The sequence below is a fragment of the Tepidanaerobacter acetatoxydans Re1 genome (assembly GCF_000328765.2).
In the GTDB taxonomy this organism is placed as follows: domain Bacteria; phylum Bacillota; class Thermosediminibacteria; order Thermosediminibacterales; family Tepidanaerobacteraceae; genus Tepidanaerobacter; species Tepidanaerobacter acetatoxydans.
Genome location: NC_019954.2, coordinates 1,615,070 through 1,631,133, shown reverse-complemented (window position 1 = coordinate 1,631,133; position 16,064 = coordinate 1,615,070). Strand labels below are relative to the sequence as shown.

The window sequence follows — 16,064 nt, the reverse complement described above, 5'->3', positions numbered from 1 at the left end:
TTGGTGCTCTTTTTTTATGATTAAACGGTTTCATTTCTCCAAATTAAGTAACTGATGACATTAATAAAGGAATTTTCGATATTTTATAGAATATATACTTATTAAAGTCATTTAATTATCCAAGCACAAGGAGGTCTATCGAATGGAGAAAATACGATTTGCAATAGCAGGTTGCGGTGCTATAGCAGATACGCATGCACTTGCCATATCCCACATAGAAGATGCAAAATTAGTTGCTGTTTCATCGAGGAGTGTTGGCAGAGCCAAGGAGTTTGCCGCTAAATATGGATGTGATTTCTATACGGATTTTAGCAAGATGTTAAAAAGGCCAGATATTGATGTAATAAATATTTGCACTCCCAGCGGTCTTCACGCAGATATGGCAGTTGAAGCGGCTAGAAGCGGTAAGCATGTTATTGTTGAAAAACCAATGGATGTCACTCTGGAAAAAGCTGATGAAATGATAAAAACTTTTGAAAAGAATAAATTAAAATTATGTGTAGTTTTTCAGCGAAGATATGAAAAAGACATGCTAACAGCTAAAAGAATAGTTAATGAAGGAAAATTAGGCAATATTTGTTTCGGGGGCTGTTATATAAAATGGTACAGAAGTCAACAATATTATGACAGTGCCGATTGGCGAGGAACATGGAAATTGGATGGAGGGGGTGTCCTGATGAATCAAGCCATCCATTATATCGATCTTTTACAACATTTTCTAGGTCCAGTACAGGAAGTTTTTGCAAATTGCGGCACATTTAATCACAAAATTGAAGTAGAAGATTTAGCAGTAGCAAACTTAAAATTTGCCAATGGTGTTTTTGGAATTATTGAAGCTACTACTAATGCATATCCAGGTTTAATGTCCAGAATAGATATATACGGCTCTAATGGGACTATGGTTATAGAAAACGATGCTATAACAGGTCTTCACATAATAGGCGGTGAAGATATAGCCGGTAAAACAGAAAAACAGGGAACTGGTGCGAACAGTCCCGCTGTTTTATTTGAAAACCATAAGAGGCAATTTGAAGAAATGGTTGAGGCAATCCGAACCGGGTCGGATATAGGAGTAGACGGCAAAGAGGGCAGAAAATCCTTAGAGATAATCTTGGCAATATACAAATCATCTCTTTCCGGTAAGCCTGTCAAACTGCCTTTACCGGACAGTTTGTTTTTAAACGAAGGTATCAGGAATGGATTTAATTAGAATTTCTAAATAGAAAAACCGCAAAAACCTTTAAAAGCAAAGAAAATGCCAGTGGTGAAATACTTATCATAAAATAAATACTAAAAAAGTTTTTCAGAAAAGAGGATTTTATAATTTTACGGCGAATATATTATAAAAAGATAGTTAATTAATTTAAATAAGTATGATTTTAAGATGCAGAGATAAGGGTGATATATTTGGCAAAAGAACCAGGTAATAGTAAATATGTAAAAAAACTGAATAGAATGTCAGTTATAAATACAATAAAAAAACATGAACCTATATCACGCCAGCAGCTTGCAAAAGTTACAGGCCTGACCCCTCCGACTATAACAGGTATAGTTCGTGAATTACTGGATATGGGAATTGTAAAGGAGGTGGGTCTTGACAAATCCAGAGGAGGTCGGCGACCGGTTAAGCTGCGTTTTAATCCTGATGCAGGATACGTTATGGGCGTTGAAGTTACAAGGTTTGAGTCTTTTACAGGTACAGCGGATTTAAAAAACCCTCCCACAGATTTTAGAACGTTAAACATCGATATGACTGAGCCTGAAATAGGCATAAAGCAGTTGTCAGCTGAAATAAAAAAGATTATGGATGAAGAAAGATATATTAAGAAAACTTTTCTCGGAGTTGGGGTGGCTTTTCCTGGTCTGCTGAATATTTGCGAAGGCAGTGTTAAACGTTCAATCAACTTAGGTTCAAGCTGGAATAATTTCCCGGTAAAGGAGATTTTAGAAAACGAGCTTGAACTACCGGTTTTTATAGAAAACAATTCCAATGCATCGGCTCTGGCCGAACGATGGTTTGGAGGAGGAGCTGATTGTAAGGATTTAGTGTATATTAATTTAGGTGAAGGCATAAGCGCAGGGATTGTGATTAATGATCGAGTACTGCAAGGGGCTCAAGGTCATGCGGGCGAAATCGGTCATATGTCAATACAGGAAGATGGTCCTCTGTGCAATTGCGGAAACCGAGGATGCCTGGAAAGCATATGCGGCATCCCGGCATTGGTAAGGCAAGCCAAGTCGGAGTTGCCTGTAATACCTGATGATGATGCATTAAAAAAGGCTTGGTTGGCTAATAATGAAATATCTATAGAAGATATAATAAAGTCTGCATGTATTAAAGATTCATATTCTTGGGAACTTTTAAGGCAAATGTCTGTATATGTAGGTAAAGCGATAGCCAATGTTATAAACTTTTATAATCCCAAAATAGTTTTTATCGGTGGGAAAATGTCAGTAGTAGCAGACTATTTCATGGATGTTATAAAGCAAAACATTGATACTCATGCATTTCCTGAAATAGTGCTTTCTACAGATATAGAAATTTCAACGCTTAAAGATAAATCCGGAGTAATGGGAGCGTGCGCCTTAGTGTTAAAGCATTTATTTAAATCGAATTCAGATATGCTTGAAGATGTACAACAAGCTTCATATGAATAGAAATAAATTAAGTAAATTATTTAAGTAAAGGGGTGAGCCTATAGCTTAGTCACAGGAATCTGTTATAGAGTAGCTTGTCTTAAAATTAAAAAAATGGAGGGTGTATTATGTCGTTGTTTCGCTCGAAAAAGTTTGTTTTACTGACTGTGTGTTTGATAGTATTAGTTTTATCGCTTAGCGGCTGCGGCCAAAATGGGTCCGAGACCGACCAAAATAGCGATAAACAGGGAGAAGTTGCCCAAGAACCTATAGTGCTAAAACTTGCAGAGAATCAGCCGGAGGATTATCCTACAACTATCGGCGATAAGGAAATGGCAAGAATTGTTGAAGAGAAGACAAATGGCAGAATCAAGATTGAAGTTTATGCAGGAGGCCAGCTTGGAGATGAAAAAAGTGTAATCGAAGCTATCCAAATGGGTGGCTTAGATTTTGCAAGAGTCAATGCCCAGCCGTTATCCGACTTTGCAAAGACACTTAGGGTGCTATCACTTCCGTATCTATTTGAAAATGAAGACCATCTATGGAAAGTGCTTAACGGACCTATTGGTGAAGAAATACTTGATACCTTGGAAGAGTCTGATATGATCGGCTTAACATATTATGACTCTGGAACCAGAAATTTTTACAACAGTAAGAGAGAGGTAAAAACCCCTGAAGATATGAAAGGCTTAAAAATTCGTGTTCAGCAATCAGAGTTAATGGTAGGTTTGGTTGAAGCTGTCGGAGCCTCAGCAACTCCTATGCCATACGGCGAAGTATACAGTGCCATTCAGACCGGTGTTATACATGGTGCCGAAAACAATTGGCCCAGCTATGATTCCAGTTCACACTATGAAGTTGCCAAATATTTTACTATGGACCAACATACAATGACTCCGGAAGTTGTTGTTGCTTCTAAAGCTACATGGGATAAACTGAGCGATGAAGATAAGGCCATTATTAAAGAAGCAGCTAGGGCATCTCAAGATGTTCAAAGAAAAGCATGGAAAGAATATGAAGAAAAATCCATAGCAAAAGTTAAAGCAAACGGCAACATCATAACTGAAGTTGAAGATTTTAAACCTTGGCAAGATGCTGTTGCACCGCTTTATGAGAAGTTTGGTGCCGACTACAAAGATCTGATAGAAGAGATTAAGGCAGCAAAATAAATAGGCTCCGATAACATGCATAAGTTGCCGCCGATCTTAAATCGGCGGCAAAATAATAGGAGAGTGGAGGACTTGTTTAAAAAAATTGATGAGTATTTTAATAAATTCGTAGAATATTTCGGCATGGTCTTATTGGTATTAATGACAATCATTGTTTCCTGGGTTGTTTTTACCCGCTACTTTTTAGGTAAGACTCCGGCTTGGGGTGAAGAAAGTGCTTTACTTTGTATGGTATGGTTTGGTTTTTTAAGCATAGCTCTAGGTGTAAGAGATGATACGCATATTGCTATCCAGGTCATTGATAAGTTCCTAACCCCTGCTCAAGAGCGTTTTCTAGTCATATTAAAAAGAATTCTGATTTTTGCATTTTCAGTTTTCATGATTGTAGAAGGCTTTAACATGAGCAAGGTAGCAACAAAAAATTATATGCCAGGATTAAAGTTAAATTCTTCTTTTCTATATATCCCAGTTACGCTGGGTGGGATAGCAATGGTTTATTATACTATAACTTCTTTTATTAAAGATAAAACGAGGGAGGAGACCATATAAAATCATGGATATTCCAGCAATTACTTTACTTTTAGGTAGTTTCATCACATTAATGTTACTCAAAATACCTATAGCTTTTGCTTTGGGGATTTCTTCGGTTGCCACTGCCTATTATGTAGGTGTACCTGTGGCTATGATGGCACAAGCTCTAGTAAGGGGGATAAATTCCTTCTCACTACTGAGTATCCCTTTTTTCATTTTAGCAGGAGAAATCATGGGTCAAGGCGGCATATCAAAACAACTTATTAAGTTTGCAGATGTTCTTGTTGGACGTGTAAGGGGAGGATTAGCTATGGTAAATGTGTTAGATAGCACATTTTTTGGCGGGATATCTGGTTCTGCCGTAGCTGACATTTCTTCTCTTGGCTCCATTATGATTCCGATGATGCGTGAAAAAGGTTACGACAACGATTACTCAGTTGCGATAACTGTTGCTACTTCGGCTCAAGCAGTCTTAATTCCTCCAAGCCATAATATGATTATTTATTCGTTGGCAGCCGGAGGCGTATCGGTAGGCAAACTTTTTTTAGGAGGTATAGTGCCAGGTCTAACATTGAGCGTTGCCTTACTGATATATACTTATATAGTTGCGGTAAAAAGAGGCTACCCTGCAGAAAGACCGGTTCCGTTCAGAGAAGCTCTTATAATAACAAGAGATGCATTTTTAGGTCTTGTTACTGCTCTAATAATAGTTGTAGGTGTAGTAACAGGTCTGTACACCGCTACAGAATCTGCAGCTATAGCAGCAGTTTATGCTTTTATAGTAACTTTTCTCGTATATAAAGTACCCATAAAAGTTTTCAAAAACGTTTTAATTGATAGCTTACAGACTTTAGCTATTGTAATAGCGCTTATAGCTTCTTCCAGCGCTTTCGGCTGGATGCTTGCATATTTGAAGGTTCCTGCTCTTGCTACTGAGGTTTTATTATCTCTGTCTTCTAATAAATATGTGATTTTACTAATAATTAACCTATTACTTCTCTTTTTAGGTATGATTATGGATATGGCACCGCTGATTTTAATTGCTACACCTATATTACTGCCTGTAGTAACAAATGTAGGTATAGATCCGATTCATTTTGGAATTTTAATGATGCTAAACCTTGCCATTGGTTTAATGACACCTCCTGTAGGGAGCGCTCTTTTTGTTGGGTGTGCTGTCGGCGATATTAGCGTCGAAGAACTTACTAAAGCCTTAATTCCATTCTATGTAGTTATGATTGCTGTTTTACTCCTGGTAACTTATGTTCCGGCTATAACTATGTTTCTTCCGAATTTAATGATGGGGAATTAATTGAACAAGTTTATATAAATTAAAAAGGATGTGGTTGCATTAAAGCTACCCCTTTTACAAAATCTCAACCATATCGGTCCGATGTTATATATAAGGCCTGCTTTTGGTATGTAAAAATCTAACAATTAGGTAGATAGTTAAAGAAAACTTAAAGATTATAGAGGGAGGCAAATTATTGAGTTGGTCAATGGCAGAATTTGAGATAAAAGTTCAGAGGGTCCGTGCTCTCATGAACGAAGTTGGAACATCAAATCTATTAATCAGTGAACCGATAAATTTTTTATGGTTAACAGGCGGCAGGCCTTACGTAAATATTACATCACCTAAATCCTGTGCCGATTTATTGGTAACTTATGATAAAATATATCTACTTTCAAGTAATATCGAGGCTCAGAGATTAAAAAACGAGGAGCTGGATGGCCTTCCAATAGAAGTTGCAGAATATCCTTGGTGGGAACCCGGATCATATGATGATACCTTGAAGGAAATAATTGGGAGTAGCAGCATTTATACCGATTCTCAAATAGGCGATAAATTTTCCGAATTGAGATGGGAACTACTTCCAGAGGAACAAGAAAGGTATCTGGAGACCGGAAAATGTGCTTCGAAAATTTTGGAGCAGGTAGCCTTTAGTATAAAACCGGGCGATACTGAATTAGAAGTAGCAAGCATGATAAAGAAGGTCTCGGCAGGGAATGATTTTTATCCTTTCGTAAATCTTGTGGGTGCGGATGAACGGGCTTATAATTGCCGACATCCCCTGCCTACAAAAAAGCCTATTGAAAAGTACGTATTGCTTGCGATCTCCGGTCATAAATATGGCCTCATGGCATCTATTACTCGTCTAGTGCATTTTGGAAAAGTATCCGAAGATTTAAGAAAGCGACATCAAGCAGTGCTGTGTGTTGATACGGCATTTATAACAGCGACAAAGCCGGGTGTCAAAGTTAGGGACATATTCGAAATAGGAAAAACTGCCTACGAGCAGGTAGGATTTGCAAATGAATGGCATTATCATCATCAAGGTGGCATGGCAGGGTACAATTCAAGAGAGTTTAGGGCAACTTCCTATTGCGAGGTAACAGTCGCCTTAAATCAAGCGTATGCATGGAATCCCAGCATAGCGGGAACAAAATCGGAGGATACAATCTTAGTTACTGAAGATGGCCCCATAGTATTAACTGAAGTTATAGACTATCCCGTTACAGAAGTCGAATATAAAGGAGAGTCGATGTATAGGCCGGATATTTTAATTAGGTAGTTAGGTGTTTAGATAATAATAAAACTTAAATGGAGGTTTTTGATATGGAATATCTTTATCCTAGCAAGGAAGTAGCAGGCTACAGCCAAGTTGTAAAAGCAGGCAAAGACCTTGAATTTTGCGGATTGGGCTTGCTGAAATTGGGCGCAAATGAGGTATGCAACCTAAAGACAGATGATGAAGAAGCAGTATTGGTTATTTTATCAGGCAAGTGCAATGTAGTCGTAAATGGGAAGGAATTTAACGATCTTGGTGAAAGGAAAGATGTATTCTCCGGTAACCCCGCATCAGTTTATATACCGATTCAAAGTTCATTTAAAGTGGAAGAAGCACAAGGGTTTGCCCTGGAAGCTGCAGTGGTTTCTGCCAAAGCTGAAAAAAAATTCGAGCCTTTTGTGGTAAGGCCGGAGGAAGTGGTCTGCAATCATCGTGGTATTTTAAACTATCAGCGGGATGTCAGAGATATTATCGTGGCAAATGGCGAAGGCAAGGTTCATCGCATAGTAGTTGGTGAGACTATATCCTGCCCCGGACAGTGGTCCAGCTATCCATCTCATAAACATGACGATTATAATCCTCCCTATGAGGCTAAAATGGAAGAAGTGTACTATTTTAAGATAAAGCCTGAAGATGGATTTGGAATTCAAGTAATGTATAATGATGATTTGTCACTAAGAAAGGCATATATGCTAAAAGATGGAGATACAGTTATCATTCCGGAAGGTTATCATCCTGTAGCAGCAGCTCCTGGATTTCAGGTGTATTATCTGTGGGTAATGGCAGGAGATTACGGAAGGGAGCTTGTCCCAAAAGATGATCCTAAATTAGCTTGGCTTAACAATGTAGCTCCATTACTGAAATAAAATTAATCCTTAAGGGAGGTCAGGTTTTATGGTAAAACTAAATAAAGAATTATTAAAAAGTGATTTTAAATTTCCAAAAGACCTTATGGTGCAGCCTTTTCCTGATGATTTACCTGAACGGGTTATCCAGTTTGGTGAAGGCAATTTTCTAAGAGCTTTTGTTGACTGGATGTTTCATCAGATGAACAAGCAGAACTTATTTAACGGCCGTGTGGTAGTTGTTCAGCCGATTGCCCAGGGTTTGGTCGACAGGTTAAATGAGCAAGACGGCTTGTATACTCTAATTTTAAGAGGTCTAAAAGATGGAAAGCCTACTGAGCTAAAGGAAATTATAAGTTCGATAAGTCGCGGGATAAATCCTTATACTCAATGGGATGAATATCTTAAATGCGCGGAAAATCCTGATATTGAATTCGTGATTTCCAACACTACTGAAGCCGGTATTTCATATGATAAAAATGATAGTCTTGATAAAAAACCGCCCATTTCCTATCCGGGAAAACTTACAGCATACCTATACCACAGATTTAACCACTTTAAGGGCGATCCAACAAAAGGCATGGTTATTATACCCTGTGAACTTATTGATAGAAATGGCGATAATTTGAAAAAAATTATTTTGCAGCTATCCGATGATTGGAGCTTGCCTGAAGAATTTAAAAAATGGATAAAGGATAATAATATTTTCCTTAACACACTCGTAGATAGAGTAGTAACCGGCTATCCGAAAGATGAGATAGAGGATATCTTAAATTACCTAGGATATGAAGATGGCTTGGTAGACACTGGAGAACTTTTCCATTTATGGGTTATTGAAGGTCCTAAAGAGCTTTCTGAAAGACTTCCCTTTACCAAGGCAGGGCTTAATGTATTGTGGACTGATGACATGGCACCATATAGAACAAGGAAAGTCAGAATATTAAACGGTGCTCATACATCCTCGGTGCCTGCAGCATTCCTATATGGTCTAGAAACTGTTGGTGAGATGATGGATCATGAAGTTCTAGGTAAATTTGCACGGCAGGTTATATATGATGAGATAATTCCTTCTATAAATTTAGACAAAAACATGCTGACTGAATTTGCAGATTCTGTTGTTGAGCGATTCCAAAATCCATATATTAAACATTATCTAATAAGCATACTGCTTAACTCATCATCGAAATTTAAAACAAGGGTATTGCCGTCAATTATCGAATATCAGCAATTGTACAGCAAGCTTCCGGAAAAACTTACATTTTCTTTGGCAGCCTTGATTTCGGTATACAAAGATGGCAAGGTCGAAGGCAGTGAAATGAAAGCACGCCGGAATAAAGGCGAATTTATCATGAAAGATGATTTGTGGGCTCTGGAATTCTTTGAGAAAACATGGAGTGAATTTGATGGTAGTAAAGAAGCTGCTAAAAAAGTAGCCGAAACGGTAATTGCTAACAGCAAGATGTGGGATCAAGACCTTAATAATATTGATGGTCTAACAGACAAAGTGGCCGATTATCTGTATCAAATTACCAATGATGGTATAAAAGCTACTGTTGAACGATTGGTTTAAACATGTGAACATAGATATAGACAGATAAAAGAAGCGCATCAATAAAGGAAAGCAGTTCCTATGCTTGCCGAAAAAGCTTAAGGCAACGGCAAGCTTGCTTTTATCTTTGCACTCATGCGAAAGGATTGAAAGTTTTATGACGGTACTTAGAATACATGAAAAGGACAATGTGGCAGTAGCCATCGACAAGATAGACAAGGGCGAAGTTGTAAGAGTAGATTCATTTTCGATTACAGCCCTAGATAATATAGACCAAGGTCATAAAATCGCTCTTTGTGATATAGAGCAAGGCGAAAATGTTATAAAGTATGGATTCCCAATAGGCCATGCTACGACCCATATAAAGGCGGGTGAGTGGATTCATAGCCATAACTTGAAAACGAATTTAGGTGAAATATCAAACTATGAATATAACCCTCATCTTTCTAATATGGATATCATCGAAACTAGTCGCACTTTCCGCGGTTTTGTTCGTGAAGGCGGCAAGGTAGGTATAAGAAATGAGATATGGATTATTCCCACAGTAAGTTGTGTAAACCGGAATGCTACTCTTATAGCCCAAATAGCTGCCAGAAAATTTGCAGACGTTAAAAACATAGAGGGTATTTACGAATTTACTCATCCTTACGGCTGCTCGCAGCTGGGTCAAGACCATTTAAGCACTCAAACAATTCTGGCAAATCTGGTCAAACATCCTAATGCAGGCGGAGTTTTAGTGTTAGGTCTTGGCTGTGAAAACAATAATATCGATGAATTTAAAAAAGTACTGGGACCATACAACCCTGATAGAGTAAAGTTCTTAGTAGCTCAAGAAGTAGAGGATGAAATCCAGGCAGGAGTAGAGCTTATAGGAGAATTAGTCGAATATGCATCACATTTCGAGAGACAGGCTTGTCCAATATCAGAGCTGGTAGTGGGACTTAAATGTGGTGGTTCTGACGGATTTTCAGGTATAACTGCAAATCCGTTAGTGGGTTCTTTTTCAGATAAGTTGATTTCTTATGGTGGGAGTACGATTTTAACTGAAGTACCGGAAATGTTTGGCGCTGAAACCATCCTTATGAACCGAGCTATAAATCAGGATGTATTTGAAGATATAGTAAAAATGATAAATAATTTTAAAGAGTATTTCATGAGTTATAACCAGCCAATTTATGAGAATCCATCACCAGGCAACAAAAAGGGTGGTATTACAACTTTAGAGGAGAAATCTTTAGGCTGTATACAAAAGGGCGGAACAAGTGATGTAGTAGATGTGTTGGATTATGGCGATGTGGTAAAAAAGAAGGGTCTTAGTTTGCTCAATGGTCCCGGTAATGATATGGTAGCATCAACGGTGCTTGCTGCTGCAGGATGCCATTTAATTCTGTTTACAACAGGAAGAGGAACACCTTTGGGAACTGCAGTGCCTACCATAAAAATATCTACTAATAGTGACCTTTATAATCGGAAATCAAATTGGATGGATTTTGATGCAGGCAGGCTTCTATCCGGTGAAACTATGGAAAAACTAACTTCAGAACTTATAGACTACGTTACAGATATTGCTTCAGGACAAAAAAATAAAGCTGAGGAGATGGGATTTAGGGAGATTGCCATTTTTAAAAATGGAGTTACATTGTAACTTGTACGCTTACAGGAGGAGATAAATTGACAACAGTTGTTGAGAAATTTTGTAGCAAGGTTATATCGAATGGGTTGAATATAGAAGAGGCAAAAGCCGAGGCAGTTGATAATTTTGACGATATTTATCCCGATTCCATTCATGAAATTGATGCAAACATGATTTTTTTAGCTAGAATTGAAGGATGTAAGAAATTAGTTCTCATTGAGAATAAATCGCCAGCTTTGACTGATGAGTTTCAAACTGAGAGTAAAATAAACCTTAAGGATAAAAAGATAAAATTTGCATCTTTAAGTCATAAGAATGCTGACGCTTTGCGCAAACTCCTGCCTTTTACTTCACCGGTAACTTTTGGTAAAAACGGAATGAGTATGGGATTGGGCGACAGACTGGGATTAGCCTCACCGGGTCATCTGAGACTTATTAAAAATACTGCTGTAAAGCCTGTTCTTGCCCAACAATCCATAAGAGAGCTTGATTTGACAGAACGGACTTATGAAGAAGTAATGGATGCTGCCTCTTGGGCGGTTTTGCAGGAGGGATACCATAGCGGCTTTGGCGCAGATGGTGACCACTTAAAAACTGAAGATGAAGTTAAAATGGCACTTAATCTTGGCTTTACCATGATAACGCTTGATTGCTCAGAAAAAATAAACAATGATGTACCTTTAATGAACGATGATGAAGTAGTAAAAGCATATGACGAACTTAAGTCAGATTATAGGAAAAGAATTGAAAAAGATTATCTTGATAACGAGTTTGTTATTGACCAGTATAAGATAAAGTTTGATGATAAAAACCTTCAAAGATTAGCTTTAATATATGGAAAAGCCTTGGATTTTATTGCACATATTTTCTTTGATATAGTTAAGCCTATAGGAAAAACGATTGATTTTGAGGTTTCTATAGATGAAACCCAAACTCCTACCACTCCGGAGGCACACTTTTTTGTTGCATCAGAGCTTGAAAAGATGAAAGTTGAGGTTACTAGTATTGCCCCTCGATTTTGTGGTGAATTTCAGAAGGGAATTGACTATATAGGAGATTTAGACCAGTTCGAGAAAGAGTTTAAAGTTCATGCAAAGATTGCAGAGCACTTTGATTATAAATTAAGCATCCATTCCGGCAGCGATAAATTCAAAGTTTTTCCTATAATTGGTTATTACACTAAAGGAAGGGTTCATGTTAAAACTGCCGGCACCAATTGGCTTGAAGCCTTAAAGGTTATAGCTGTAAATAGCCCCAGCCTTTTTAGAAGAATATATGCATTTGCATTGGAACATTTTAAGGAAGCCACAAAATACTACCATGTAACTACAGATTTAAGTAAAGTTCCGGACATAACAAAGTTATGTGACGAGGAATTAGATAAGGTATTGAACCAGAATGATGCACGGCAGATGCTTCACATAACTTATGGCTTGATTCTAACTGCAAGAGATGCGAACGGCAAATTTCTTTTTAGGGATGAACTTTACGAAACCTTAAATCTCCATGAGGATGATTACTATAAAGCTTTAGAAAAACACATAGGCAAACATATTGAACTGTTGAATTCTAACAGATAAAAAGCCATGGATATATGCTAAGTTCCGGTATGTATACTTATACTGCCGGAGCTTTTTTAACTTTTACATCAAAACCATGATATAATGATGTTGATTATAGTGGGTTTTTACTGGAACACTTTTATATGCCAATTTTAAAATATAAACCGAGGGGTAGAAATGAAAACATTACTGGTAGGAATAAATGCAAAATACATTCATACAAATCTTGCTATACGGGACATTGCTGCCTATTGCAGAGATGAAGATATTAGTGTCTACGAGGCAACAATAAATGACAATTTTGATGATATTCTAGAAGATATCATGTCTTACAATGCTGACCTAATTGGGTTTTCCTGCTATTTATGGAATATTGAAGACGTGTTGTACATCGCTGAAAATATAAAAAAAATAAAGAGTGAGACTGTGATTGTTCTTGGCGGGCCGGAAGTTTCGTATGAAACAGAAGAATTATTAAAAAGAGTTCCGCATGTAGACTATGTAATATTAAGTGAGGGAGAGAAGCGCTTTTGCGAATTACTTCAAGCTTTTAATGGGAAGATGCCTGTAGAAAGCATTGATGGTTTAGCATATCGAATCAATGATAATATATTGGTAAACATTCCAAAGGAGTATGTGGATTTAAATGACATTCCCTTTCCCTACATCGATGAAGACCTGGAACATAAATTAGTGTATTATGAAACGTCTCGAGGATGCCCTTTTAAATGCGCATTTTGTATTTCTTCACTGGAAACCCACGTCAGAACAGCGGATCTGGAAAAAGTTAAAAATGACTTATTAAAATTTACCCAGATGGGAGTAAAGGTAGTAAAATTAGTAGACCGTTCGTTTAACTGCAATTTAGACAGAGCACTGGATTTGTTGGATATCATTCGTCAGTTTCCTGGTAATACAGTATTTCATTGTGAAATAAATCCAGAACTGGTAAATGACCGTTTTATAAAAGCTTTGTCAGGCATTGAAAAGCAGTTGCAGTTTGAAGTGGGAATCCAAAGTACCAATCCAGAAACTCTAAAAGAAATATCAAGGACACCAAATGTAAAAAGGACAATTGAAGGAATTAAGCTGCTTAAGACAACCGGTATAAAGCTTCATGTGGATTTGATAGCAGGTCTGCCCCATGAGAGCTTTGAAAGGTTTGGTTATTCCTTTGATGAGGTATACAATCTTCATCCTGCTGAGATTCAGTTGGGATTTTTAAAGCTGTTAAAAGGTACCGGGCTGAGAAAATATGCCCATAAATACGGCATTGTCTATCGCACAAGACCTCCTTACGAAATTCTTTATAACAATGATATAAGCTATCAAGAGCTCTGCATACTTAAGGGAATAGCTCTTTTAGTGGATAAGTATTATAACACTGGTCGATTCAGATACTCGATGACTTATCTTAATACAAAATTTGAACGGCCATTTGCACTTTTTATGTCTCTTTACAATTATTGTAAAGAAAGAAACCTTTTTAGAACCAGACATTCTTTAAAAAGTCAATATGATATACTATATTCCTTTGCAGAAAATGTTGGCATTGATACGGATGTTTTCAAGGATATAATTAAATTTGATTTTATGCTAACTAGCGGTAAAGCAGCTTTGCCAGAGTGTATTGAACCTATTGAAACTCGAGAATTTTTAAATAAGGCCAAAGAATACGCGTACAATAAAAAATGGCTTGAAACAAATTTGTTTCAAGCTGTGGGTTTATCAAATCATAAATTATCACAAAAACTGAGTTACGGCCTTTTCAGGCATGATGTTCCAAACAATACCAATAAAAAAACGAAGGGTATAGTTTTTTTACAGAAAGATGGAGAAAACTACTATGCTGAGTTTGACATCTAAGCCAGCATAACTCTATCCTCAGCAAATTTTTCGCCTTGCAGCTGTTCGAACTTGTTGAGCAAGCGGGGGATGGTCATAGTAGATTTTTCTTCACCACTTAAATCCATGACAATTTGCCCTTTATGCATCATAATGAGCCGATTGCCCATTTTTATAGCGTGTTCTAAATTGTGAGTTACCATGATTGTAGTGATATTATTCTTTTGAACGATTTCCTCTGTAAGACTATTTACCATTTGTGCTGTTTTGGGATCTAAAGCAGCTGTATGCTCATCCAGGAGCAGAAGTTTTGGTTTTTTCATAGTAGCCATGATTAGAGTTAAAGCCTGTCGCTGACCGCCTGAAAGTAATTTCACTTTAGTTGAAAGTCGATTTTCAAGCCCGAGAGGAATGTTCTTCAGATAATCTTTAAATATTTTCCTACGCTGAAAATCTAAACCCCAGCGAAGTGTCATATTATTTGGTCGTGCGTAAGCCATGGACAGGTTTTCTTCAATTGTCATTGAAGGGGAAGTACCGAGCATGGGGTCCTGAAAAACTCGTCCAATAAAAGCTGCTCGCCTAAATTCCGGAAGATGGGTAATATCTATGCCGTCTAGAACAATGCTGCCACTGTCAACAGGGTGTACCCCAGCGACAACATTTAGCATGGTAGATTTACCTGCACCGTTACTGCCGATTACGGTAATAAAATCCCCATCTTCAACTTTAAGCGATAAATTGTTTAAAACTTGATTTTCGTTAGGAGTATTCCGATAAAAAATTTTTTGTATATGGTCAAGAATTACCATAAGAATCACATCCTTTTATACGAAGTTTCAAGGCCTGTTTAATCTGGGGTGCTGTTAAAGCAATAACTACAACGATAGCAGTAAAAAGTTTTAAATCCGAGGCTTGAGCCAAACGGAAAGAAAGAACTAACGAAATACTAAAGCGGTACAGGAAAGAGCCAAACAGCACTCCCAATGTGCTAATAAATACAGTTCTTCCACCTAAAAGGGTATCACCGATTATTACTGAAGCAAGGCCTGCTACTATAGTGCCAACTCCCATTCCGGCATCTGCGAATCCAAGATACTGTGCCACTAAGGCGCCGGACAAAGCTACCAAGCTATTAGAAATAACTAAGCCGATTATCTTTGCAAGATCGGTATTTACACCTTGACTTCGTATCATTTGAGGATTATCACCCGTAGCTCTAAGTGCAAATCCTATTTGAGTTTTTAAAAAAGCATCAACTATAAACTTAATTAATAAGGCAAATATTATAAAAAATATCAAATAAACATGCTTTGACGGAAATGCCGGCCAAATCCCTTTTACAAAAGTATCTATTACTGAATAAATTGTCGGCTGATTTAACAGTGGTGTATTTGGCCGACCCATTATACGAAGATTTATTGAATATAGTGATGTCATGGTTAGAATCCCGGATAAGAGGTCGCTGATACCGGCCTTAGTATTTAAGATTCCGGTTATACATCCTGCCAATGCTCCAGCAAGAAGTGCCGCCAGGGTAGCGAAAAAAGGATGATAACCTCCTACTATAAGGGCAGCAGCTATTGCGGCTCCTAAAGGGAAACTTCCATCTACGGTAAGGTCGGAAAACTTCAGTATCTTAAAAGTTATATATACTCCCATAGCCATTATACCGTATACCATACCCTGCTCCAAAGAATTCAAGAGTAAGTTTTGCAACATG

Annotated in this window: 13 protein-coding genes; 11 read left to right on the top strand and 2 right to left on the bottom strand. The window is 37.6% G+C overall.

Annotation, left to right across the window (positions count from 1 at the left end):
- Positions 1-142 precede the first annotated feature (142 nt).
- From TEPIRE1_RS07935 to TEPIRE1_RS07885, 11 genes are all read left to right on the top strand, one after another.
- Positions 143-1,210, top strand: a complete 1,068-nt coding sequence (locus TEPIRE1_RS07935; RefSeq protein ID WP_013778653.1) for a Gfo/Idh/MocA family protein — start codon at positions 143-145, stop codon at positions 1,208-1,210.
- A gap of 188 nt (positions 1,211-1,398) precedes the next feature.
- Positions 1,399-2,658 carry an ROK family transcriptional regulator gene (locus TEPIRE1_RS07930; protein ID WP_013778652.1) on the top strand — a complete coding sequence of 420 codons (1,260 nt, stop codon included), beginning with the start codon at positions 1,399-1,401 and terminating at the stop codon, positions 2,656-2,658.
- Positions 2,659-2,765: 107 nt separating this feature from the next.
- Entirely contained in the window at positions 2,766-3,806 is a 1,041-nt protein-coding gene (locus tag TEPIRE1_RS07925; RefSeq protein ID WP_013778651.1) for a TRAP transporter substrate-binding protein, read from the top strand.
- 72 nt (positions 3,807-3,878) lie between these two features.
- Entirely contained in the window at positions 3,879-4,355 is a 477-nt protein-coding gene (locus tag TEPIRE1_RS07920; RefSeq protein ID WP_048894711.1) for a TRAP transporter small permease, read from the top strand.
- A gap of 4 nt (positions 4,356-4,359) precedes the next feature.
- A complete protein-coding gene (locus tag TEPIRE1_RS07915) occupies positions 4,360-5,649 on the top strand; it encodes a TRAP transporter large permease (protein ID WP_013778649.1) in 1,290 nt (429 codons plus the stop codon).
- Between the two features lie 175 nt (positions 5,650-5,824).
- Positions 5,825-6,910 carry a M24 family metallopeptidase gene (locus tag TEPIRE1_RS07910; RefSeq protein WP_013778648.1) on the top strand — a complete coding sequence of 362 codons (1,086 nt, stop codon included), beginning with the start codon at positions 5,825-5,827 and terminating at the stop codon, positions 6,908-6,910.
- A gap of 44 nt (positions 6,911-6,954) precedes the next feature.
- On the top strand, positions 6,955-7,773 hold the full coding sequence (gene iolB, locus TEPIRE1_RS07905; RefSeq protein WP_013778647.1) for a 5-deoxy-glucuronate isomerase: 819 nt from the start codon (positions 6,955-6,957) through the stop codon (positions 7,771-7,773).
- A 28-nt stretch (positions 7,774-7,801) separates the two neighbouring features.
- A complete protein-coding gene (locus TEPIRE1_RS07900; protein WP_013778646.1) occupies positions 7,802-9,322 on the top strand; it encodes a tagaturonate reductase in 1,521 nt (506 codons plus the stop codon).
- A gap of 136 nt (positions 9,323-9,458) precedes the next feature.
- Positions 9,459-10,946, top strand: coding sequence for a UxaA family hydrolase (locus tag TEPIRE1_RS07895; protein WP_013778645.1), 1,488 nt, complete (start codon positions 9,459-9,461; stop codon positions 10,944-10,946).
- A gap of 26 nt (positions 10,947-10,972) precedes the next feature.
- Entirely contained in the window at positions 10,973-12,514 is a 1,542-nt protein-coding gene (locus TEPIRE1_RS07890; protein WP_013778644.1) for a tagaturonate epimerase family protein, read from the top strand.
- Positions 12,515-12,673: 159 nt separating this feature from the next.
- Positions 12,674-14,362 (top strand): B12-binding domain-containing radical SAM protein, encoded by a 1,689-nt coding sequence (locus TEPIRE1_RS07885; protein WP_013778643.1) that lies wholly within the window; start codon positions 12,674-12,676, stop codon positions 14,360-14,362.
- Here the strand turns inward: TEPIRE1_RS07885 and TEPIRE1_RS07880 are convergent.
- Positions 14,359-15,153 carry an ABC transporter ATP-binding protein gene (locus tag TEPIRE1_RS07880; RefSeq protein ID WP_013778642.1) on the bottom strand — a complete coding sequence of 265 codons (795 nt, stop codon included), beginning with the start codon at positions 15,151-15,153 and terminating at the stop codon, positions 14,359-14,361. The two genes, TEPIRE1_RS07885 and TEPIRE1_RS07880, sit on opposite strands and share 4 nt — an antisense overlap.
- Positions 15,140-16,063 (bottom strand): ABC transporter permease, encoded by a 924-nt coding sequence (locus TEPIRE1_RS07875; RefSeq protein WP_013778641.1) that lies wholly within the window; start codon positions 16,061-16,063, stop codon positions 15,140-15,142. The genes TEPIRE1_RS07880 and TEPIRE1_RS07875 overlap by 14 nt, the downstream gene beginning before the upstream one ends.
- Position 16,064 lies beyond the last annotated feature (1 nt).